This window comes from Hydrogenophaga taeniospiralis, from assembly GCF_020510445.1.
Classification (GTDB): Bacteria; Pseudomonadota; Gammaproteobacteria; order Burkholderiales; family Burkholderiaceae_C; genus Hydrogenophaga.
In genome coordinates this window covers 5246099-5266858 of the sequence record NZ_JAHBAG010000001.1, presented here as the reverse complement: position 1 = coordinate 5266858, position 20760 = coordinate 5246099, and the positions used below count along the sequence as shown (strand labels likewise).

Below are 20760 nucleotides of genomic sequence, written 5' to 3'. Positions count from 1 at the left end.
CGTGAACGCTCCGAACGACACCCCCCACCTGCTCGACCGCAACTCGGAATCGCCCCTGTGGGCACAGTTCCGCGATGCGCTGCGCCTGCAGATCCTGCAAGGCGTGTTGCCCATTGGCGCCAAGCTGCCCTCTGAAGCGGAGCTGGGCGAGCAGTTCGGCATCTCGCGCATCGTGGTGCGCGAGGCCCTGGCCGATCTGGTGCGCAACAACCTGATCTACAAGATCAAGGGCCGTGGCGCCTTTGTCGCGGCGCGCGAGCGCGATGAGGACTTTGTCTCGACCGTGCTCGGTTTCTCCGACGAGATGGAGCGCAAGGGGCGCTCCGTGCGCACCCAGGTGCTGGCCCAGCAACTGCGCGCGCCGACCCCGCAGGAGATCCAGGCCCTGGGGCTGACCGACGACACCCAGGTGGTGGCCTTGAAGCGGCTGCGCAGCGTGGATGGCGAGCTGCGCCTGCTGGTGGACACCGTGGTGCCGGCCGACCTGGCTCCCGGGTTGCACCGCATGCGCCTGGACGACCGCTCGCTCTACGACGTGTTGCGCCGCCAGTACGGCGTGCGCCTGGTGCGCGCCGAGCGCTGGATCGATGCGGTGCTGCCGGACGCCGAGACCTGCGAACTGCTGCAACTGCGGCAGCCCGAGCCGCTGCTGCGCATCGAGTCGATCGCCTACGGTGCCAACGGCCGGCGTCTGGAGTACTACAACGCCTTGCACCGCTGCAAATCCAGCCGGCTGCACGTGCAGACGACCACGTAGCCGGGTCGGCTACCCGTTCACCACTGCCCGCTCTCCATGCGGATCGCGACCTCGCAGTCGTCAAAGATTTCCAGCTTCGCGATCTTCACGCGCACGCCGATCACGCCCGGCAGCAGCATGAGCCGGCGCGTGAGTTTGCCGATCAGGCTCTCCAGCAGGTTCACGTGTTCGGCGGTGCACTCGTCGATGATGATCTGACGCACCTTGCGGTAGTCGAGCACATGGCCGATGTCGTCGTCGTGCGGCAGCAGCGGCTGGTTGCCCTGGTTGAGCTCGGCGTCCACCTGGATCGGCTGCGGCGCCGTCTTCTCGTGGTCCAGGATGCCCAGATTGGCATCGAAACGCAGGCCGGTGAGGGCGAGGATCTGGGTGCCGGCTTGGGTCGAAAGGGGTGTGTTCATCTTGGATGGGGCCTGTGGCCGGTCACGTCACATCAGCGAAAAATCGCGCTCGAAGCGCATCAGGTGCTGGCCTCCGTCGACCAGCAGCGTGGTGCCGGTGATGGACCGGTTGTCGAGGGCAAAGGCCACGGTGGTGGCCACGTCCTGCGGGGTGGACGAACGGCCCAGCGGTGACTGGCGGTGCAGTTCGGCGAACTTCTCCTCGCTCAGCAGGTGGCTGGTGAGCGTGAGCCCTGGCGCCACGCCGACCACCCGCACGCGCGGCGCCAGCGCCAGGGCCAGCATGGTGGTGGCGGCTTCGAGCGCGGCCTTGGAGAGCGTGTAGCTGAAGAAGTCGGGGTTCTGGTTCCAGAGCTTCTGGTCCAGCAGGTTGACCACCGCGCCCTCGCGTGTGTCGCCCGTGGCCAGCAGGTGCGCATGCAGCGCCTGCGCCAGCAGCACGGCCGCGCCGGTGTTGGTGCGCAGGTGTTGGTCCATGGCGGCGAAACCGAAGGTCTGCGCGCTGTCGTGTTCGAACAGCGAGGCGTTGTTCACCACCGCGTCCACCCGGCCGAAACGCGCCACCACGGCCGGCAGCAGAGCACGCACGCTGGCCTCGTCGCCGAGGTCGGCATGCACGGGCTGGGCGCTGCCGGCGCGGCCGCTGAGCGCGTCGCAGTCGGCGGCGGTCTGCCGCGCTTCGTCCACCGACAGCCGGTGGTGCACCGCCACGTTCCAGCCACCGCGCGCCAGCGTGAGCGCGATCTCGCGGCCCAGGCGTCGGCCCGCGCCGGTGATCAGCACGGTGCGGGGAGCGGTGGGTTGTTCGGTGGGGGCGGGGCTGGGCATGTCGGACCGTCTCGGATAATGGGCGGGTGAACACCGAATCTGTGAACGAGCCGACAAGTTTAACGAGCACCCTGCGGGAGCGCCTGCGCGAGGCCATCCGCGCGTCGGGCGGCTGGCTGCCGTTTGACCGCTTCATGGCCATGGCGCTGTACGAACCGGGGCTGGGCTATTACGCCAACCAGAGCCCCAAGTTTGGCCAGATGCCGGCGGGTGTGGCGGGGCAGGGCAGCGACTTCGTGACCGCGCCCGAGCTGTCGCCGCTGTTCGGCCACACGCTGGCGCGTCAGGTGGCGCAGGCGCTGGTGGCCACCGGTACCGACGAGCTGTGGGAGTTCGGCGCCGGCACCGGCGCGCTCGCGCTGCAGGTGCTGGACGCGCTCGCCGCCATGGGCCAGCCCCCGCGGTGCTACACCATCGTCGATCTCTCGGGCAGCCTGCGTGAGCGCCAGCGCGAGACCCTGGCCGCGCACGGCGCCGTGGTGCGGTGGGCCGATGCGCTGCCCGACACCTTCGAAGGCGTGGTGCTGGGCAACGAGGTTCTGGACGCCATGCCGGTGCAGTTGCTGCACCGCGTGGGCGGGCAGGCCGGCGGAGTCTGGCACGAGCGCGGCGTGGCGCTCGACGACGGCGGCGCGCTGGTCTGGGCCGAGCGCTCCACGCCCTTGCGTCCGCCGCTGGACATCGAAGGCCCGCACGACTACCTGACCGAAATCCACCCGCAGGCCGAGGCCTTCATCCGCACGCTGGCCGACCGGCTGCAACGCGGCGCGGCGTTTTTCATCGACTACGGTTTCCCCGAAGCCGAGTACTACCACCCGCAGCGCCACATGGGCACGCTGATCTGCCACCGCGCGCACCAGAGCGACGACGATCCGCTGGCCGACGTGGGCGAAAAAGACATCACCGCGCACGTGAACTTCACCGGCATCGCGCTGGCCGCGCAGGACGCCGGCATGAGCGTGCTGGGCTACACCAGCCAGGGCCGTTTCCTGATCAACGCCGGGTTGTTGGAGGTGGCGAAAGACGCCGGCCCGCGCGAAAACGCCATGCTCGGCAAGCTGGTGAACGAACACGAGATGGGCGAGCTGTTCAAGGTGATCGCGCTGGCGCCGGCGGCCAGCGCCGAGGGCTGGTCGCCCGTGGGTTTTTCCGCTGGCGACCGGACACACAGGCTATGAAACACCCCTGCCGCGCTTCGCACGGCCCCCTCCAGGGGGGCGGCACCCCCGGAGCCATCCCCTCCGCGTCTGAAGGAGTTGGCGCTTGATCCGCTGGATGATCGTCATCTTCCTGGCCCTGTTGCTGATCAGCTGGTTCACACCGTTGCTGCAGAAACTGGGTTTCGGCAAGCTCCCAGGCGATTTGCGGTTCAAGGCTTTCGGGCGCGAGTGGTTCATCCCCCTGACCACCACGATTCTGCTGAGCTTTGTGGCCAGCCTGATCGGCCAGATCCTCTGAGCGGCTGAGACCAGGCCCCCCTTCATGGCCGGCGGCGGCGCGTGATTTTTGTGGCAATTGAGCGCTCGATCCGGCCCCAGGCACCCGGTTCCGTCTTTGGGCCCGGCCGGGTTGCGGTGTAATTCAAACAAGCACTTTGAGGCGTTCTTTCACCTATGTCGTCCGAACAGATTGGCCGGTACATCGTTCTTGACCTCCTGGGCGAAGGTGCCATGGGTGTGGTGGTGCGGGCCTATGACCCGGACCTCGGGCGGGTGGTCGCCATCAAGACCCTGCGCTCTTCAGGCATGTCCAGCGAGGCCGTGCTGGCGCAGGAACGGCGCTTCGTGGTCGAGTCGCGCTCGGCGGCCCGCTTGCGCCATCCCGGGATCGTGGCCGTCTACGACGTGGGGCGAAGCGACCAGGGCGCCTACATGGTGATGGAATGCGTCCACGGGCTGAACCTGCGCCAGTGCCTGAACCACGGTGTGCGCTTCTCGGTCCCGGGGGTGTTGCACCTGGTCGACGGCGTCCTGGCGGCGCTGGAACATGCGCACGAGCACCACGTGCTGCACCGGGACATCAAGCCGGAGAACATCCTGGTGGACCACCGGGGAAACGTGAAACTCACCGACTTCGGCATCGCCAAGATGCTCGACCTGGATGGCACACAGGCCACCGTGGTCGAAGGGCAACTGATCGGCACGCCCCGCTACATGGCGCCCGAACAGCTCAGGGGAGAGCCGCTGGACGGGCGGTGTGATGTCTTCGCCTGCGGCGTCTTGCTGTTTGAGCTGTTGACCGGTCGTCCACCGTTTGGCGGGCGGCAGTTTGTCGAGATCACCCAGAACATCCTGAACCAGGCGACGCCCAACGCCGCGGACCTGTCGCCAGGGGTGACCGCCGGGCTGGACCGTGTCTTGCAGCAGGCTTTGCAAAAAGACCGGTCGCTGCGTTTCCCAACGGTGTCCCAATTGCGCCAGGCATTGGCCGCTGCCGGTGCCGATGCGACGCAGGGCGCGGACGGACCCCTGCCCGGTGACCCCTCGGAACTGCGCGACTGGGTCGCTGCGGACAGCCAGTCCAGTCTGGCGGATTTGCTGGCGGCGGTGAAGCCGGCCGAGCTCGCCGGCAGGGTGGCCACCGGCTCGCCGCTCCGTTCCTTCCCGGTGCCGATCGATGTCCATCTGACGCAGACCACGCAGGCTTTGGTCTCTGACCCGGCCAACGCGCCGTCGGGGTTCGAGCGCACGCAGCCGCTGCGTGGCAGATCCCTGTGGCTGTGGGAACGGATCCCCGTTGGGTGGCGTTCACGCCGTGCCGGCTTGCTGCTGGCGCTGTTGATCGGGGTGGTCTGGCTGCCCGGGCTTCCGGTCGGACCGAGCGACGGGTCCGCCGGGTCGGCACCGAAGGCGGTAGCCGTGACCAGGGTCGAGCCACCTCCCGCCGCCGCAGAGCCCTTGCCGTCCCTGTTGGAGAAGAAGCCGCTGATCACGCAGGCGCCGCCCAGCGAGCCTTGCACCCATCTGGGCCTTTTCCAGCGCGAACGCTGTCTTTGGAAGCAATGCAAAACCGACCGTTACCGCCGCCATGCGGTCTGTGCCCGGTTCCGCTGAGGCGTGCAGATGCCGCGTCGGCGTTGGTGGCCGCGGCTGTGGGCCGCAGGAATTCCGATACCCCATAGAGTGTCTTGAAATCGAAGGATCAGACCCGCATCTGGCGCCAATCGCCACTGAGGTCCATCCATGTCCACCGATTCCCTGCACATCGTCTGCCCCCATTGCCACACCACCAACCGCGTCGCCAGTGCCGATCTCTCGGCCGCGCCGGATTGCGGCAAATGCCACCGGCCGCTGTTCACCGGCCATCCGGTGGCGCTGGACGAGGCGGCGTTCGAAAAACACATCGCGCGCTCGCAGGTGCCGGTGTTGGTGGACTTCTGGGCGCCCTGGTGTGGCCCCTGCCGCACGATGGCTCCGGCCTTCGAGCAGGCCGCGCAGCAGCTGGAGCCCGGCATGCGGCTGGCGAAAGTGAACACCGAAGAGGCGCAGGCCCTGGCCGCCCGCTTCAACATCCGCAGCATCCCCACGCTGGCGCTGTTCATGAACGGCCGCGAGGTGGCGCGCCAGCCCGGCGCCATGGGCGCGGCCGACATCGTGCGCTGGGCGCGTTCGCAGCGGATCTGAGTGTTCGCGCGACGGCGGCGGCGGGCCGGGCCGTTCTTCCTGTTCTGGCATCCATGTAACTGAGTTACATGTCCGGCATAATCCGCTTCCTTTGCCGGGCGGTCATGGGGTACTGTTCGGGACAGACTTTGTGGGTCAGATCAGATGCCAAACCAGACCACCGGACTTCACCACGCCCGACTGCTCGCCGACGTGGGCGGTACCAACGCCCGTTTCGCCTGGCAGGCCGGGCCGGGCGAGCCCATCACCGATGTGCGCGTGTTGCCCTGCGCCGAACACGCCCGCCTGCAGGACGCGATCCGCGTCTACCTGAACGACCTGGGTCGCGGCACGCCGTACGCGGCGGCGATCGCCATCGCCAACCCGATCACCGGCGATCACATCCGCATGACCAACCACCATTGGTCGTTTTCCCAATCGGCGGTGCAGGCCGAGTTCGGCTTTCACACCCTGCGCCTGCTCAACGACTTCACCGCGCTCGCATTGGCGCTGCCCGATCTGCCCGCGGCCGAGCTGCGCCAGGTGGGCGGCGGCCAGGCCCAGCCGCGGGCGGCCATTGGGCTGGTGGGCGCGGGCACCGGCCTGGGGGTTTCGGGTCTGCTGCCCGTGGGGCGCACAGGCTGGGTGCCGCTGGAAGGCGAGGGCGGCCACGTGACCCTGCCGGCCACCACGGCGCGCGAGCGGCTGGTGATGGACGGCCTGATCCACCGCTACGGCCATGCCTCGGCCGAGCGGGTCACCAGCGGCCAGGGTCTGCTCGACACCTACCTGCTGCTGTGCGAGGCCGATGGGGTGGACATCGGCAGCGTGGTGGGGGCCGCCGACGTGAGCGACGCCGCCCTGAAGAACGGCCAGCCCCAGGCGCTGGAGGCGCTCAACATCTTCTGCGCCATGCTGGGTTCGGTGGCGGGCAACCTGGCCCTCACGCTGGGCGCCCGCGGGGGTGTCTACGTGGGCGGCGGCATCGTGCCGCGGCTGGGCACCTGGTTCGACGCTTCGCCGTTTCGCGAGCGGTTTGAAACCAAGGGCCGGTTCAAGAGCTACCTGGCCGAACTCCCCGTGTGGGTCATCACGTCCGCCCGGTCGCCGGCGCTGATGGGCGCGGCGCGGGCGCTGGATGCGCTCGGCTGATTTTTTTTCGCACCTTATCGGGTTTCCCCCGATGAGCAGATACATTAATTAATGAAAAATTAACATGTCTGGGGCGGCATGGTGTCGCTCTGGATTGAATATCGCTTGCGGTCCCCTGTGGCCGCGGCGACCTTTTTTTGATGGAGTCATGATGTTGAAACTCTCGAAACTCGCCACCGCCGTTGCTTTGGTCATGCTGGGCTCGGCCGCCAGCGCTGGTGAAGTGGAAGTCCTGCACTGGTGGACTTCGGGCGGTGAGGCCAAGTCGGTGGGCGAGCTGAAGAAGATCATGCAGAGCAAGGGCCACACCTGGAAGGACTTCGCCGTGGCCGGTGGCGGCGGCGACGCGGCCATGACCGTGCTCAAGAGCCGCGTGGTGGCGGGCAACCCGCCGGCCGCCGCCCAGATCAAGGGCCCCGGCATTCAGGAATGGGCCAACGAAGGCGTGCTGGCCAACCTGGACTCGGTGGCCCAGGCCGAGAAGTGGGACAGCCTGCTGCCCAAGGTCGTGGCCGACGTCATGAAGTACAAGGGCAACTACGTGGCCGCGCCGGTGAACGTGCACCGCGTGAACTGGATGTGGGCCAACGCCGCCGTGCTGAAGAAGGCCGGCGTTGCCGGCGCGCCCAAGACCTGGGACGAGTTCTTCGCCGCCGCCGACAAGGTCAAGAAGGCCGGCCTGATCGCCGTGGCGCACGGTGGTCAGAACTGGCAGGACTTCACCACCTTTGAATCGGTGGTGCTGGGCGTCGGTGGCGCCAAGTTCTACCAGGACGCGCTGGTCAAGCTCGACCAGAAGGCGCTGACCAGCCCGACCATGGCCAAGTCGCTCGAAACCTTCCGCAAGATCAAGGGCTACACCGACGCCGCCGCCCCGGGCCGCGACTGGAACCTGGCCACTGCCATGGTGATCCAGGAAAAGGCCGCGTTCCAGTTCATGGGCGACTGGGCCAAGGGCGAGTTCACCGCCGCTGGCAAGGTGCCGGGCAAGGACTACATCTGCGCCGCCGCTCCCGGCACCGCCAACGCCTACACCTTCAACGTCGACTCCTTCGCCATGTTCAAGCTGAAGGACGCCAGCGCGCAGAAGGCCCAGGGCGACCTGGCCGCCGCCATCATGGGGCCGGAGTTCCAGGAGGTGTTCAACCTGAACAAGGGCTCGATCCCGGTTCGTCTGAACATGAAGATGGACAAGTTCGATGACTGCGCCAAGCTCTCCAGCAAGGACTTCGTGGCCACCGCCGCCGGTGGCGGCCTGGTGCCGTCCATCGCCCACGGCATGGCCGTCAGCCCGGCGGCCGAAGGCGCCATGAAGGACGCCGTGAGCCAGTTCTGGAACGACGACAAGATCTCGGTGGCCGATGGCGTGAAGACCATCGCCAAAGCCGCCGCGACCAAGTAAGCATCCGCTGGCTGAACCAATAACCCCATCCCTGGTGGATGGGGTTATTTTTGGATGAACCCCCCATGAAAACTGTTGAAAACCTGCTGCCCAAGCTGGTGATCGCGCCGGGCTTCGTGCTCGGCTTCGCGTTCATCTACGGCTTCATGATCTGGAACGGCGTGCTCTCGCTGACCGGATCGCGCATGCTGCCCAACTACGACAACTTCGTCGGGCTGGAGCAATACGTCCAGCTCTGGGACATGGACCGCTGGTACGTGGCGCTGATGAACCTGGGCATCTTCAGCGTGCTCTACGTGGGCGGCTCGATGGCCCTGGGCATGGTGCTGGCCATCTTCCTGGACCAGAAAGTGCGCGCCGAAGGCGTGTTGCGCACCGTGTTCCTGTACCCCATGGCGCTGTCGTTCATCGTGACCGGCACGGCCTGGAAATGGATTCTGAACCCCAGCCTCGGGTTGGAAAAACTCATGCACGACCTGGGCTGGACCAGCTTCACGTTCGACTGGTTGGTGCAGTCCGACTACGCCATCTACTGCGTGGTGATCGCGGGCATCTGGCAGTCGGCCGGTTTTGCCATGGCCCTGTTCCTGGCCGGCTTGCGCGGCATCGACGACAGCATCATCAAGGCCGCCCAGATCGACGGCGCCGCGCTGCCCCGGATCTACTGGCGCATCATCCTGCCCATCATGCGGCCGGTGGTGTTCTCCACCATCCTGGTGCTCTCGCACCTGTCCATCAAGAGCTTCGACCTCGTGATGGCGCTCACCGGCGGCGGCCCCGGCTACGCCACCGACGTGCCGGCCACCTTCATGTACACGATGAGCTTCACGCGCGGCCAGATCGGCCTGGGCGCGGCCAGCGCCACCATGATGCTGGCCACCGTGGCGGCCATCGTGGTTCCATATTTGTACAGCGAACTGAGGGCCAAACCCCATGACCGCTAAACCATTCAATTTCGGGCGCGTCATCGTCTATGGCGTGCTGCTGGTGGCCGCGCTGTTCTTCCTGGCGCCGCTCTACGTGATGATCGTCACGTCCTTCAAGGACGCCGACCAGATCCGCTCGGGCAACCTGCTGAGCCTGCCCACCGGCCTGAATTTCGAGTCGTGGCAGCTCGCCTGGTCCACCGCCTGCACCGGGGTGGACTGCCGCGGTCTGCAGCCCTACTTCTGGAATTCGGTCGCCATGGCCGTGCCGGCGGTGCTGATCTCCACCGCCTGGGGCGCCATCAACGGCTACGTGCTGAGCATGTGGAAGTTCAAGGGCAGCGACGTGCTGTTCGGCTTCATGCTGTTCGGCGTCTTCATGCCGTTCCAGGTGGTGCTGCTGCCCATGAGCCAGGTGCTGGGGTACCTGGGCCTGTCCAGTTCCATCGGCGGACTGGTGCTGGTGCACTGCCTGGCCGGTGTGGCCGGCACCACGCTGTTCTTCCGCAACTACTACACCGCCATTCCACGCGAGCTGGTGAACGCCGCGCGCATCGACGGTGCGGGCTTCTGGCGCATCTTCTGGCGCATCGTGGTGCCCATGTCCACGCCGATCATGATGGTCACGCTGATCTGGCAGTTCACCAACATCTGGAACGACTTCCTGTTTGGCGTGGCCTTCAGCGGCGCCGACAGCAAACCCATCACCGTGGGCCTGAACAACATGGCCAACACCACCAGCAGCGTGAAAAGCTACAACGTGGACATGGCCGCCGCCATCATCGCCGGCCTGCCCACCATGCTGGTGTACGTGCTCGCGGGACAGTACTTTCTGAAAGGGCTCACAGCCGGCGCTGTGAAAGGATAAAACCCATGGCTTCTTCATTGCACATCGCGGGCATCCGCAAGGTTTTCGGCAAGGGCGACAAGGCGGTCGAGGTGCTCAAGCGCATCGATATCGACGTCGCACCGGGCGAGTTCCTCATCCTCGTCGGCCCCTCGGGCTGCGGCAAGTCCACCCTGCTCAACATCATTGCCGGTCTGGAAGAGCCGTCCGAAGGCGAGCTGCTGATCGCCGGCAAGAATGTGATCGGCATGGCGCCGGCCCAGCGCGACATCGCCATGGTGTTCCAGAGCTACGCGCTCTACCCCACCATGACGGTGGCCGACAACATCGGCTTCGCGCTGGAGATGCGCAAGGTGCCGCTGGACGTGCGCAAGAAGCGCATCCAGGAAGTGGCCGTGCTGCTGCAGATCGAGCACCTGCTGGACCGCCGGCCCAGCCAGCTTTCGGGCGGCCAGCGCCAGCGCGTGGCCATGGGCCGGGCCCTGGCGCGCGACCCGCAGCTGTTTTTGTTTGACGAGCCACTGTCCAACCTGGACGCCAAGCTGCGCGTGGAGATGCGCGCCGAGATCAAGCGCCTGCACCACGTGAGCGGCATCACCACCGTGTACGTGACGCACGACCAGATCGAGGCCATGACCCTGGGCAGCCGCATCGCGGTGATGAAAGACGGCATCCTGCAGCAGATCGACACGCCCGACGAGATCTACCGCCGCCCGGCCAACACCTACGTGGCGGGCTTCATCGGCTCACCCACCATGAACTTCATCCCGGGCCATGTGGAGCGCTCGGGCGACAACGGCAAGTTCGTGTTCGAAGGCGGCTCGCTGGACCTGCCGTGTCCCGACGTGCAGCAGGTGACGCTGGGCCAGCGGCCCGAGCACATCCACCTGAGCGACGACGCGCCCTGGCGCGGCGAGGTGGTGCTGGTGGAGCCCACCGGGGCCGACACCTACGTGGTGGTGAAAACCGCGGTGGGTCTGATGACGGTTCGCGCGCCAGCCAACACCAAGATCCAGCTCGGCGAGACCGCCGGCATGACGGTGAGCGGCCGCCACAACAACTGGTTTGATCAGGCGTCCGGCCTGCGCTTGAAGGAGATGGACGGGCACCACGCGCCCTGATCCGCCAGGCTCATGCTCTCTACCCTCTCCCCCTGGGAGAGGTCAGGGGTGCGGGCTCTCTCTCCTCCCGGCACCCCGCTTCAACCCAGCCGCAGCTCGATCCGCAACCCCTGCGGCTTGAGCTGCTCCACCCGGGCCTCGCCGCCGTGGCGGTGGGCGATTTCCTGCACGATGGCCAGGCCCAGGCCGCAGCCGCCGGGCAGCTGGCTGCCGCGCCAGAAGCGCTGGAACACATGGGCCATGTCCTCGGGGTTCAGTCCCGGGCCGTCGTCTTCCACCGCCAGCCGCGCGCCCTCGGGCCCGTGGTCCACGCGCAGCGTGATCGTGCTGCCGCGCGGCGTGTAGCGCAGCGCGTTGTCGATCAGGTTGCTCAGGGCCTCGCGCAACTGCAGATCATCGCCTTCGATGCGCAGATGCTCTTCCCCCTCGTAGCCCAGGTCCATGCCCGCGGCCAGCGCGCGTGGCGTCCACTCGCGCGCCACCTCGCGCGCCAGCGCGGCCAGGTCCAGCGGCTCGCGGCGGGCCTGGGTTTCGGTGCGCGCCAGCGTCAGCAGCTGGTGCACCAGGCGTGCGCTGCGTTCGGCACCGGTGTGCACCTTGCGCAACCGCTCCAGGAGCACGGGTTCGCTGGTGTCGCGCTGGGCCAGCTCCACCTGGCTGATCAGCCCGGCCAGCGGCGTGCGCAGCTGGTGGGCGGCGTCGTTGATGAAGCGCTTTTCCTGGTGCACGCTGCGCGCCACCTCGTCGAGCAGCCCATTGATGGCCTGTACCAGCGCGTGCACCTCGCTCGGGGCCTGGGTCATGCCGATGGGCGAGAGCGCGTTGACCGATCGGTTTTCCAGCTGGGCGGTGAGTTTGGTCAGCGGCGTCAGGCCGCGCTGGATGCCCCCGTACACCAGCAGGCTCAGCAGCACGCCCAGTGCCAGCAGCGGGGCGAGCATGTCGGCCACCAGCTCGCGGGCGATGCGCTGCTGCAGCGCCGTGCCCTTGGCCACCTGCACGCGCAGGGTCTGGCGGGCGTCCTCCGCGCCGTAGCTCACGTCCAGCGCGACGATGCGCAGGGGCTTGCCGTCGAGCAGGCCGCCGTAGAACAGCGGTTCGTTCTCGCCGCTGGGCGCCGTGGGCGGCGGCGGCAGGTGCTGGTTACCCAGCAGGAACTGGCCCGGCGGCGACGACACCATGTAACTGATGCGGTCGTTCGGGTCCTGCTCCAGCACGTCCTGTGCGGCCCGGGGGAAGTCGATCAGCAGCCCTGAGCCGATGGGCTTGACCTGGCGCGCCAGCGCCCGCACCGACTGCGTGAGCGACTGGTCGATGCCTTTTTCGGCGTAGGTCAGCGCAAAACGGTACGCCAGCAGGCCCCCGCCGGCCCAGAGCACCAGTTGGGGCAGCAGCAACCACAGCAGCAGCTGGCGGCGCAGCGAGAGGCGGGAGGGTTCACCCATGGCTGGCGCCGCGCTCAGGCGTTGGCCGCCTCCAGCATGTAGCCCAGACCGCGGATGTTGCGGATGTTCAGGGTCGAGCCCGCGAGCTTGCGGCGCAGCCGGTGCACATACACCTCCAGCGCGTTCGAGGCCACGCCACCCGCCTCGCTCGGCTCGGACTGCCAGGCCGCCAGCACGTCTTCACGGCTGACCACCCGGCCGCTGTGGCGCACCAGCAGGTCGAGCAGCACCCATTCGCGCTGGGTCAGATCGATCGCCTCGTTGCCCAGCCAGGCGCGCGGCAGCAGGGGGTCCAGCCGCAGATTGCCGACGCCCGATCCGGGCGCCGGGGCGGGGCTGGGCGGGCCGAACGCGGGCAGGCTGGCGCGGCGCAGCATGGACTGCAGGCGGGCCAGCAGTTCGTCGCGGTTGAAGGGTTTGGTCAGGTAGTCGTCGGCGCCGGCGTTGAGGCCTTCGACCCGGTCTTCAATGCCGTCGCGCGCGGTGAGGATCAGCACCGGCAGCGCGGGCAGGCGCTCGCGCAGGCGGCGCAGCACCGTCAGGCCGTCGATGTGGGGCAGACCCAGATCGAGCACCACGCCTTCAAACGCGGTTGACTGCAGCATCTGCAGCGCAGCATTGCCGTCTTGCGCGGTGGCAACGCGGTGTCCGGCCTGCATCAGCTGGGCACTGAGCCCGTCGCGCAGGAGTTCGTCATCTTCAACAATCAGCAGGTGAGCCATGTGGCCAGTTTATCCGGGCTGGCGGGGGCAGCGACCCGCGCGGCGGTGGAGCGTGGGGCGAAGGGCCAGCCGCCGGGCCGCCCCAAGGCAGGCCCAGCCCCCTCGGGGGGCAGCGACCCGCGCAGCGGCGGGGCGTGGGGGCGAGGTTTCACCGCCGGGCCGCCCCAAGGTGAAACAGCCCCCTCGGGGGGGCAGCGACCCGCGCAGCGGCGGAGCGTGGGGGCGAGGTTTCACCGCCGGGCCGCCCCAAGGTGAAACAGCCCCCTCGGGGGGCAGCGACCCGCGCAGCGGCGGAGCGTGGGGGCTCCTTTTCACTCCTCTTCGATGTTCCAGCGGAACTCGCAGCGCTTGCAGCACACCGGCACCAGGCGGGCATGGCGGTCCGGCGTGCTGTCCTGCAGGCGCAGCAGGCCATAGGCCTTGCACTGCGGGCAGTTGGCCTGGTTGGCCATTTCTTCGGCGTGCATCAGCAGGTACAGGTAACGCCGCAGCGCCCACAGGGTGATGCCGGCGCTCACCAGCACGAAGGCGGTGTTGAGCAGCTTTTCGCCCGCGCTGGCGCCGTGGAAAGCCTCGAAGCTGGCGATCAGCGCCACCGCGGCGAACAGGGCCAGCGCCATGTGGGCGTGGCTGCTGAGCAGTTCGCGGGCGTACCACTTGCGAAAACCCACGCGCGCGATGCCCTCGGCGAGCGTTCGGTTGAGCGGGTTGCGGGCGGCCATGGCGACGGGCGGTCTGAGCGCCACATCGTGGCACAGCCGGCCCCGATCCGCCAGGGGGTTTCAGGCCCCGGGGATGGCGGCCAGCGCGCTCAGGAAGCGTTGGCGCCACCAGTGCACGTCGTGCTCGCGGATGTTCTGCAGCAGCGCCTGGTGGCGGCGCTGGCGTTCATCCAGCGGCATCTGCAGCGCGCGCTGGATGGTCTCCGCGGTGCGCGTGGTGTCGTAGGGGTTGACCAGCAGGGCATCGCGCATCTGCTCGGCAGCGCCGGCGAAGCGCGAGAGCACCAGCACGCCGGGGTCGTCCGGGTCCTGCGCGGCGATGAACTCCTTGGCCACCAGGTTCATGCCGTCGCGCAGCGGCGTGACCAGGGCCACGCTGGCCGCGCGGTACAGGCCGGGCAGGCGCTTGCGCGCCACACTGCGGTGGATGTAGCGCACCGGCATCCAGTCGAGTTCGCCGAAGTTGCCGTTGATGGCACCACACAGGCTCTCGAGCTCCTGGCGCAGCGCGGCGTAGGCGTCGACCGACTCGCGGCTGGGCGCGGCGATCTGGATCAGCGTGGCGCTGCCCAGGTTTTCCGGGTAGTTCTGCAGCAGCTGGCGAAACGCCTTGAGCCGCTGCGGTAGGCCCTTGGAATAGTCCATGCGCTCCACGCCGAGCAGCAGGCGGCGGCGCGAATACTCGTCGCGGATCTGGGCGTACATGTCCTGCGCTTCGCGGGCCTGGCCCAGCGCGATGAACTCGTCCACGTCGATGCCGATCGGGAAGGACTGCACCTGCAGGGTCTTGCCGAAGGCGCGGAACTCGTGTTCGCCCAGGATGTCGGCCGAGGTTTCGGTGCCGACGTAGCGCGAGAAGTGGGACACGTCCGCGTCGCTCTGGAAGCCGACCAGGTCGTAGGCGAAGAGCGAGCGCATCAGCCAGTCGTGTTCGGGCACCGCGGCCAGGATCAGCGGTGGCGGCAGGGGAATGTGCAGGAAGAAGCCCATGCGCTGCTGGCAGCCCATGTTGCGCAGCTCGGCCGCCAGCGGGATCAGGTGGTAATCGTGCACCCAGATCACGTCATCCGGCCGCAGCAGGGCCGCGAGCTTGTGCGCGAACATCTGGTTGACGCGCCGGTAGCCGCCGATGAAGCCGGCGTCGAAGTCGGCCAGGTCGAGCCGGTAGTGGAACACCGGCCAGAGCACGCCGTTGCTGTAGCCCAGGTAGTAGCTGTCGTGGTCCTCGCGACTCAGGTCCACCGTGACCAGCTGCACGTTGCCGGCGGTCTGGCGGTGTAGGTCGCCTTCGCCCGGAGTGCCGTTCTCCACCACCTTGCCGCTCCAGCCGAACCACAGCCCGCCCGAGACTTCCAGCGCCTGCCCCAGCGCCACCGCCAGCCCGCCCGACGCGGTCTTGCGCGGATCGGCGATGCGGTTGGAGACGACGACGAGACGGCTCATGAGTGATGACCCGCAACGATGGCAGCAGCGCCAGCCCAGAACACCGCGGAACCGGCTTTGCCGGGCCGCAGGTGTTGCCCCTCGGGGGGTAAGCGCCGCAGGCGCTGCGGGGGGGGCCTCATATCACGGTGTCCCAGGCCGCCGAGAGGCGCACGGCCGCGTTGATGATGCCCACCATCGAATAGGTCTGCGGGTAGTTGCCCCACATCTCGCCGGTGGTGGCGTGGGTGTCTTCGGAGAGGATGCCCAGCGGGTTGCGCGCCTTGAGCATGGTCTCAAAAATAGCGCGCGCTTCTTCCACGCGGCCGATGCGCGCAAGCGCGTCGATGCGCCAGAAGGTGCAGATGTTGAACGCGGTCTCGGGCTTGCCGAAATCGTCGGCCGCCTCGTAGCGCCGCATGTAGGGGCCGTCGCACAGGTGTTTCTCCAGCGCGTCGAGGGTGGCGACGAAGCGTGGGTCCATCGGGTCGATGAAGCCGACTTCGGCCATCAGCAGCACGCTGGCGTCGAGGTCGCGTCCGCCGAAGCTCTCGGCAAAGGCCTGGCGCTCCTCGCTCCACGATTCGCGCAGGATGCGCGCGCGCATGCCTTCGGCGTGTTTCTGCCAGTAGGCGGCGCGCTCTGCCTGCTGCAGGGTGTGCGCGATCTTGGACAGCCGGTCGCAGGCGGCCCAGCACATCAACGCCGAGGAGGTGTGCACACGGGCCCGCGTGCGCAGCTCCCACATGCCGGCGTCGGGCTGGTCGAAGATGCGCACCGCCTTTTCGCCGACCGTTTCCAGCCGCTCGAACTCGGCCAGGCCCGCCGGGTTGAGCAGGCGCCGGTCGTGAAACGCCTGGGCCGCACCGAGCACGATGTTTCCGTACACGTCGTGCTGGAAGTGCTCGAACGCCTGGTTGCCCACGCGCACCGGGCCCATGCCGCGGTAGCCCGGGAGCCGTTCGCTGATGCGCTCGGTCAGCTCGCGCTCCATCCCGATGCCGAACAGCGGCTGCACGTGGCCGCCGTTGGCGCCCACCACCACGTTGGACAGCCAGCGCAGGTAGTCTTCCATGGTGCCGACCTCGGACAGGCTGTTGAGCGCGCGCACCACGAAGAACGCGTCGCGCAGCCAGCAGTAGCGGTAGTCCCAGTTGCGTTGCGTGCCCGGGGCCTCCGGGATGCTGGTGGTCATGGCCGCGACGATGGCGCCGGTGTCCTCGAACATCGAGAGCTTGAGCGTGATGGCGGCGCGGATCACCGCGTCCTGCCATTCCAGCGGCAGCGCCAGGCGCTGGCTCCAGCCGAGCCAGTAGGACACGGTTTCCTGCTCGAAATGCCGCGCGGTGTCGCCGACGCCGCCTTCCAGGGTCTCGTCGGGGCCGAGCAGGAAGTTGAGTTCGCGCGTGAGCAGGAACGGCTGGCGACTCAGCACGTGGGAGATGGAGGCGTCGGTGTGCAGCCGCAGCGTCTGCTCCTCGCCCACGTAGCGGATGTGGTTGCTGCCCGAGGTGATGACGGGCTCCTGGGCGCCCCAATTGAAGCGCGGCGCCAGGCTCACCCGGATGCGGGGCGCGCCCTTGAGCGGGCGCACGCGGCGCACCAGCATGGTGGGCCGGAAATAGCGCCCGCGCGAGAGGAAGCGGGGTGCGAAGTCGGTGATGGCGATGCCCTGGCCGTCGCGGTCCCAGAGCTCGGTGACCAGCACCGCGGTGTTGGGCTCGTAGCGCTGGCGCGCCTCGGCCAGGTGCTCCAGTTCGATGGCGAACGCCCCGGCGGGCGCTTCGCCGCCGAGCAGCGCGTGGAACACGGGGTCGCCGTCGAAACGCGGCAGGCAGCTCCAGACCACGCGCCCGTGGGGGTCGATCAGGGCGCTGAAGGCGCAGTTGCCCACCACGCCCAGTGAGAGGGAGGACGGGGCGGGGGCTGCGAAGCCGTCGCCATTGAGTGGGGGCGTTGGGGTGTTGGTGCTCATGGGGTGGCTAGAGGGTTTCGGCGGTGTCGGACAACCAGCGCTGCAGGGCCTGCGGGTGGGCGATGCGGTGCCGGGCGCAAGTATCACCGCTGCCCACCTTGATGCCCGCGCCGCCCAGCCGCTGGACCGCGTCGAAACCGGGTTCGTCGGTCACGTCGTCGCCCGCGAACAGGGGCAGTCGGCCGGCAAACGGCGGCTCGGCCATGAACGCGGCGATGGCCAGGCCCTTGCCGACGCTGGCGGACTTGACCTCCACCACGGCCTTGCCGCGCAGCAGCTGCAGGCCCGGGTCGTGTCGGATCGCCGCGCTCATGGCGGCGGTGCATTCGGCCTCCAGCTGCGGTGCGGCGCGAAAGTGCAGGGCCAGGGCGGTGAGCTTGTGTTCCACCAGCAGGCCCGAGTGGCGCGCCGCCAGGGCCTGCGCCACGGCCAGCGCGGGGCCGAGCTCGGGGCTGCGTGCCCGCGTGGTGGCGCCCGAGGCGGAACGGCGCACCGCGCCGTGCTCGAAAGCCGCGGGCAGGTGCAGCGGGGCGATCAGGGGTTCGATGTCGGCCTGGGCGCGCCCGGTCACCAGCGCCAGCGCGCCATCGAGCCGCTCGCGCAGCCGCTCCAGCAGGCTCAGCAGCTCGCGGGTGACCACCACCGCGTCGGGGCGGGGGGCCAGTTCGGCGAGCGTGCCGTCGAAATCGAGAAACAGGGCCGACCGGGTGGTCAGCAGCATGGGCAAGGTGTTGATCACCCGCCGACCGTAACAGACCCGGGTGGGGTGTGACAAATGTCGCGCATTTCCCCCCGTCGGTGTGCGGGACTGGCGCCGGACTTGACGTTGCGGTGATCCGCTGTTCAGGTCGGGGCGGCGCCGTCCGTGTGGTCGTTCGCGGCGGCCACCGCCGCCACCCGCGCCTGGTGGATCAGGGCACCGACCTGCGGACCCGAAAGCCCCAGCGACTGGGCGTGGGCGGCGATGGCCGGGGTGCTCACCGCGCGGGCCGCGGCCAGGGCCGTGAGCAGCCATTCCCGCTGCGGGTAGGCGTCGTCGAAGTGGCCCAGGCGCCCGCGTGCATCGCATTCGCAGGCCAGCACGATGTCCTCGAAGCGCGCCGGTTTGCGGAACGCGTCGCAGCGCTCCAGCAGGCGCACCCGGGCCGCGGCGCCCAGGTCCAGGCTGCGGTGCAGATGGCCGTGTTCGCGGGCCACCACGTCGGCCAGTTCCCGGCATTCCACCGGCACGCGCAGGCGCTCGCACACACCCTTGAGCAGCTCCGCGCTGCGCGACTCGTGGTCGATGTGGCGCGGCAACACGTCGGCCGGCGTCGTGCCCTTGCCCAGGTCGTGGCACAGGCAGGCAAAGCGCACGGGCAGCGAAGCGCCCAGGCGCGCGCTCATGTCCAGCACCATCATCAGGTGCACGCCGGTGTCGATCTCGGGGTGGTAGTCGGCGCGCTGCGGCACGCCCCAGAGCCGTTCCACCTCGGGTAGCAGGCGCTGCAGCGCACCGCATGCGCGCAGCACCTCGAACATGCGGCTGGGCCGCTGCTCCATGAGGCCGCGCGCGAGCTCCTGCCAGACGCGTTCGGCCACCAGGTGGTCCACCTCGCCGTGCTCCACCATCTGCCGCATCAGGGCCAGGGTTTCGGGCGCCACGGAAAAGTCGGGGAAGCGGGCCGCGAAACGCGCCAGCCGCAGGATGCGCACCGGGTCCTCGGCGAAGGAATGGGTCACGTGGCGCAGCACCCGATCGCGCAGGTCGCTCTGGCCACCGTAGGGGTCGATCAGCCGGGCGCCGGTCGGGTCGTCGGCTTCGGCCTGGGTCACCGCCATGGCGTTGATGGTGAGGTCGCGCCGCGCCAGGTCGTCCTCGAGCGTGACGCCCGGTTCGGTGTGGAAGGCGAAGCCGCGGTAGCCCGGCGCGGTCTTGCGCTCGGTGCGGGCGAGCGCGTATTCCTCGCGCGTCTGCGGGTGCAGGAACACCGGGAAGTCGCGCCCCACGGGCAGGAAGCCCTGTTGCACCATGGCCTCGGGCGTGGCGCCGACCACGACCCAGTCGCGGTCCACGTGGGACGGCCCGGATGCGGCGTTTTCGGGGCTCATCAGGGCGTCGCGCACCGCGCCGCCAACAAGGTAGATCTCCATGGCGCCAAGTGTAGGGCGCCGACGGGCGCGGTGATGCTCAGGCGAACACGGGTCTGAAGAAGCTGCGTTCGTAGCTGAGGATGCAGCGTGTTTCCTCGGCGTAGCGGAACGCGGCCTGGCAGTCCGGGTCTTCGAAGGAGCGGGCGCGGTAGCTTTCGTAGAGGGCCAGGCTGGGGAAGCTGAACAGGGCCAGCGCCACGTTGTTCGCGCCCTCCGAGGGCAGGAAATAGCCATGGTGCTGCCCGCCGAATTTTTCGACGAGCGGAATCCAGAGCTTGCCGTAGTGCTCGAATTCCTTGAGCTTGGTGGGGTCGATGATGTAGCGCAGGTAGCAGGTGATCATGGTGGGTGTCCGCCCGGGCCTTCGGTGGCCGGGGGTGAGGTTCTTCAGGCGTTGAGGGAAAGTTGCTGCGTCCGGGTCAGGCGTGCCGTGCCGCCGGCCCACAGGCGTTGAATGCCCGCGGAGCCGATTTCCAGCGACACGTCGATCAGGCTGGGGGACGGGTGGGGCATGAGGCGGCCCTGTTCCAGCACGAAGCGGGTTTGGGCCATGCCCAGCCGGTCGTGCAGCCAGCAGGCCAGCGGCCCGGCGGCCATGCCGGTGGCCGCTTCTTCGTCGATGCCATAGCGCGGCGCGAACATGCGCGCCGCCGCGTGGCGACCCGGCAGGTCGGGCTGCAGGCAGAACACATACAACCCGATCAGGTCATGGGCATCGCTGAGGTGGTGAATCCGCTCCAGTTGGGGCTGGATGGCGGCCAGGCGCTCACGGCTGCGCACGCCCACCACCAGGAAGGCGTTGCCCGTGTGCACCACCGCGGGCGGCGGCCCGGCGATCAGGTCGTCGGCCTGCAGTTGCAGGGCGTCCAGTACCTGCTGCAACTGGGCGTCCGTGGCCAGCTCGGTGTACGTGGGCGCGCTTTGTTCCATGGCCACGCGCGCGCCCTCGATGAGGATGGCGCGCTGGCCGTCGATGGTTTCCTTGCTGTGCACCCCGTCGCGCAACTGCCCCAGGTGCTGCATCAGCCAGAAGGCGGCGATGGTGGCGTGGCCGCAGTGGGGGATCTGTCGGGTCGGGGTGAAGAATTCCAGCCGACGCGAAGCGCTCGCCGATGCGCTGACGAAAACGGTCTCGGACAACCCCAGGCGCGCGGCGAGCGCCTGGCGCTGGGCGGCACCGAGCCCGTTGGCGGCCAGCACGACCCCGGCGGGGTTGCCCCCGATGGCCGACCCGGCCTGGTCGTCGGCGAAGGCGTTGACGGTGTGAACCGTGATGTCCATGGTCATTCCTTTTGGCCCGATGAC

General features: G+C 68.5%; 21 protein-coding genes. 10 read left to right on the top strand and 11 right to left on the bottom strand.

The genetic code is table 11. The annotated features are described in order from the left end of the window. Position 1 precedes the first annotated feature (1 nt). Positions 2–757 carry a GntR family transcriptional regulator gene (locus KIH07_RS25235; protein ID WP_226494588.1) on the top strand — a complete coding sequence of 252 codons (756 nt, stop codon included), beginning with the start codon at positions 2–4 and terminating at the stop codon, positions 755–757. 17 nt (positions 758–774) lie between these two features. Here KIH07_RS25235 and KIH07_RS25230 read toward each other — a convergent pair whose 3' ends face one another. Continuing rightward, positions 775–1158, bottom strand: coding sequence for a dihydroneopterin aldolase (locus KIH07_RS25230; RefSeq protein WP_226494587.1), 384 nt, complete (start codon positions 1156–1158; stop codon positions 775–777). A gap of 27 nt (positions 1159–1185) precedes the next feature. Then, entirely contained in the window at positions 1186–1986 is an 801-nt protein-coding gene (locus KIH07_RS25225; protein WP_226494586.1) for an SDR family oxidoreductase, read from the bottom strand. 26 nt (positions 1987–2012) lie between these two features. Between KIH07_RS25225 and KIH07_RS25220 the strand changes: the two genes are divergently transcribed. The 9 genes from KIH07_RS25220 (at position 2013) to KIH07_RS25180 (ending at position 11036) form a co-directional block, all read left to right on the top strand. Further along, complete coding sequence (locus KIH07_RS25220) at positions 2013–3164, top strand: class I SAM-dependent methyltransferase (RefSeq protein ID WP_226494585.1); 1152 nt, start codon at positions 2013–2015, stop codon at positions 3162–3164. 85 nt (positions 3165–3249) lie between these two features. Beyond that, the gene (locus KIH07_RS25215; RefSeq protein ID WP_226494584.1) at positions 3250–3444 is read left to right on the top strand and encodes a DUF2905 domain-containing protein; all 195 of its coding nucleotides are present in this window, start codon (positions 3250–3252) and stop codon (positions 3442–3444) included. A 155-nt stretch (positions 3445–3599) separates the two neighbouring features. After that, a complete protein-coding gene (locus KIH07_RS25210; protein ID WP_226494583.1) occupies positions 3600–5039 on the top strand; it encodes a serine/threonine protein kinase in 1440 nt (479 codons plus the stop codon). Positions 5040–5168: 129 nt separating this feature from the next. Further along, positions 5169–5609, top strand: a complete 441-nt coding sequence (trxC, locus tag KIH07_RS25205; protein ID WP_226494582.1) for a thioredoxin TrxC — start codon at positions 5169–5171, stop codon at positions 5607–5609. A 144-nt stretch (positions 5610–5753) separates the two neighbouring features. Further along, positions 5754–6740 carry a glucokinase gene (gene glk, locus KIH07_RS25200; RefSeq protein ID WP_226494581.1) on the top strand — a complete coding sequence of 329 codons (987 nt, stop codon included), beginning with the start codon at positions 5754–5756 and terminating at the stop codon, positions 6738–6740. A gap of 151 nt (positions 6741–6891) precedes the next feature. Beyond that, positions 6892–8142: an ABC transporter substrate-binding protein gene (locus KIH07_RS25195; RefSeq protein ID WP_226494823.1), complete on the top strand. Its 1251-nt coding sequence runs from the start codon at positions 6892–6894 to the stop codon at positions 8140–8142. A 65-nt stretch (positions 8143–8207) separates the two neighbouring features. Then, positions 8208–9086, top strand: a complete 879-nt coding sequence (locus tag KIH07_RS25190; protein WP_226494580.1) for a carbohydrate ABC transporter permease — start codon at positions 8208–8210, stop codon at positions 9084–9086. Then, positions 9076–9936, top strand: a complete 861-nt coding sequence (locus tag KIH07_RS25185) for a carbohydrate ABC transporter permease (protein WP_226494579.1) — start codon at positions 9076–9078, stop codon at positions 9934–9936. The genes KIH07_RS25190 and KIH07_RS25185 overlap by 11 nt, the downstream gene beginning before the upstream one ends. A 5-nt stretch (positions 9937–9941) precedes the next feature. Beyond that, positions 9942–11036 (top strand): ABC transporter ATP-binding protein, encoded by a 1095-nt coding sequence (locus tag KIH07_RS25180; RefSeq protein WP_226494578.1) that lies wholly within the window; start codon positions 9942–9944, stop codon positions 11034–11036. A gap of 80 nt (positions 11037–11116) precedes the next feature. Here the strand turns inward: KIH07_RS25180 and KIH07_RS25175 are convergent, their stop codons facing one another. From KIH07_RS25175 to KIH07_RS25135, 9 genes are all read right to left on the bottom strand, one after another. Beyond that, the gene (locus tag KIH07_RS25175) at positions 11117–12481 is read right to left on the bottom strand and encodes a sensor histidine kinase (protein WP_226494577.1); all 1365 of its coding nucleotides are present in this window, start codon (positions 12479–12481) and stop codon (positions 11117–11119) included. A 14-nt stretch (positions 12482–12495) separates the two neighbouring features. Further along, complete coding sequence (locus KIH07_RS25170) at positions 12496–13203, bottom strand: response regulator transcription factor (RefSeq protein ID WP_226494576.1); 708 nt, start codon at positions 13201–13203, stop codon at positions 12496–12498. A 311-nt stretch (positions 13204–13514) separates the two neighbouring features. Next, on the bottom strand, positions 13515–13925 hold the full coding sequence (locus KIH07_RS25165) for a hypothetical protein (RefSeq protein ID WP_226494575.1): 411 nt from the start codon (positions 13923–13925) through the stop codon (positions 13515–13517). Between the two features lie 60 nt (positions 13926–13985). Further along, the gene (gene otsA / locus KIH07_RS25160) at positions 13986–15368 is read right to left on the bottom strand and encodes an alpha,alpha-trehalose-phosphate synthase (UDP-forming) (protein WP_226494574.1); all 1383 of its coding nucleotides are present in this window, start codon (positions 15366–15368) and stop codon (positions 13986–13988) included. A 118-nt stretch (positions 15369–15486) separates the two neighbouring features. Beyond that, a complete protein-coding gene (locus KIH07_RS25155) occupies positions 15487–17322 on the bottom strand; it encodes a glycoside hydrolase family 15 protein (protein WP_226494573.1) in 1836 nt (611 codons plus the stop codon). 7 nt (positions 17323–17329) lie between these two features. Further along, positions 17330–18097 (bottom strand): trehalose-phosphatase, encoded by a 768-nt coding sequence (gene otsB / locus KIH07_RS25150; protein ID WP_226494572.1) that lies wholly within the window; start codon positions 18095–18097, stop codon positions 17330–17332. 68 nt (positions 18098–18165) lie between these two features. Beyond that, positions 18166–19455 carry a multifunctional CCA addition/repair protein gene (locus KIH07_RS25145; protein ID WP_226494571.1) on the bottom strand — a complete coding sequence of 430 codons (1290 nt, stop codon included), beginning with the start codon at positions 19453–19455 and terminating at the stop codon, positions 18166–18168. Positions 19456–19492: 37 nt separating this feature from the next. Beyond that, entirely contained in the window at positions 19493–19798 is a 306-nt protein-coding gene (locus tag KIH07_RS25140; RefSeq protein WP_226494570.1) for an NIPSNAP family protein, read from the bottom strand. 44 nt (positions 19799–19842) lie between these two features. Continuing rightward, positions 19843–20736, bottom strand: a complete 894-nt coding sequence (locus KIH07_RS25135; RefSeq protein WP_226494569.1) for a PhzF family phenazine biosynthesis protein — start codon at positions 20734–20736, stop codon at positions 19843–19845. Positions 20737–20760 lie beyond the last annotated feature (24 nt).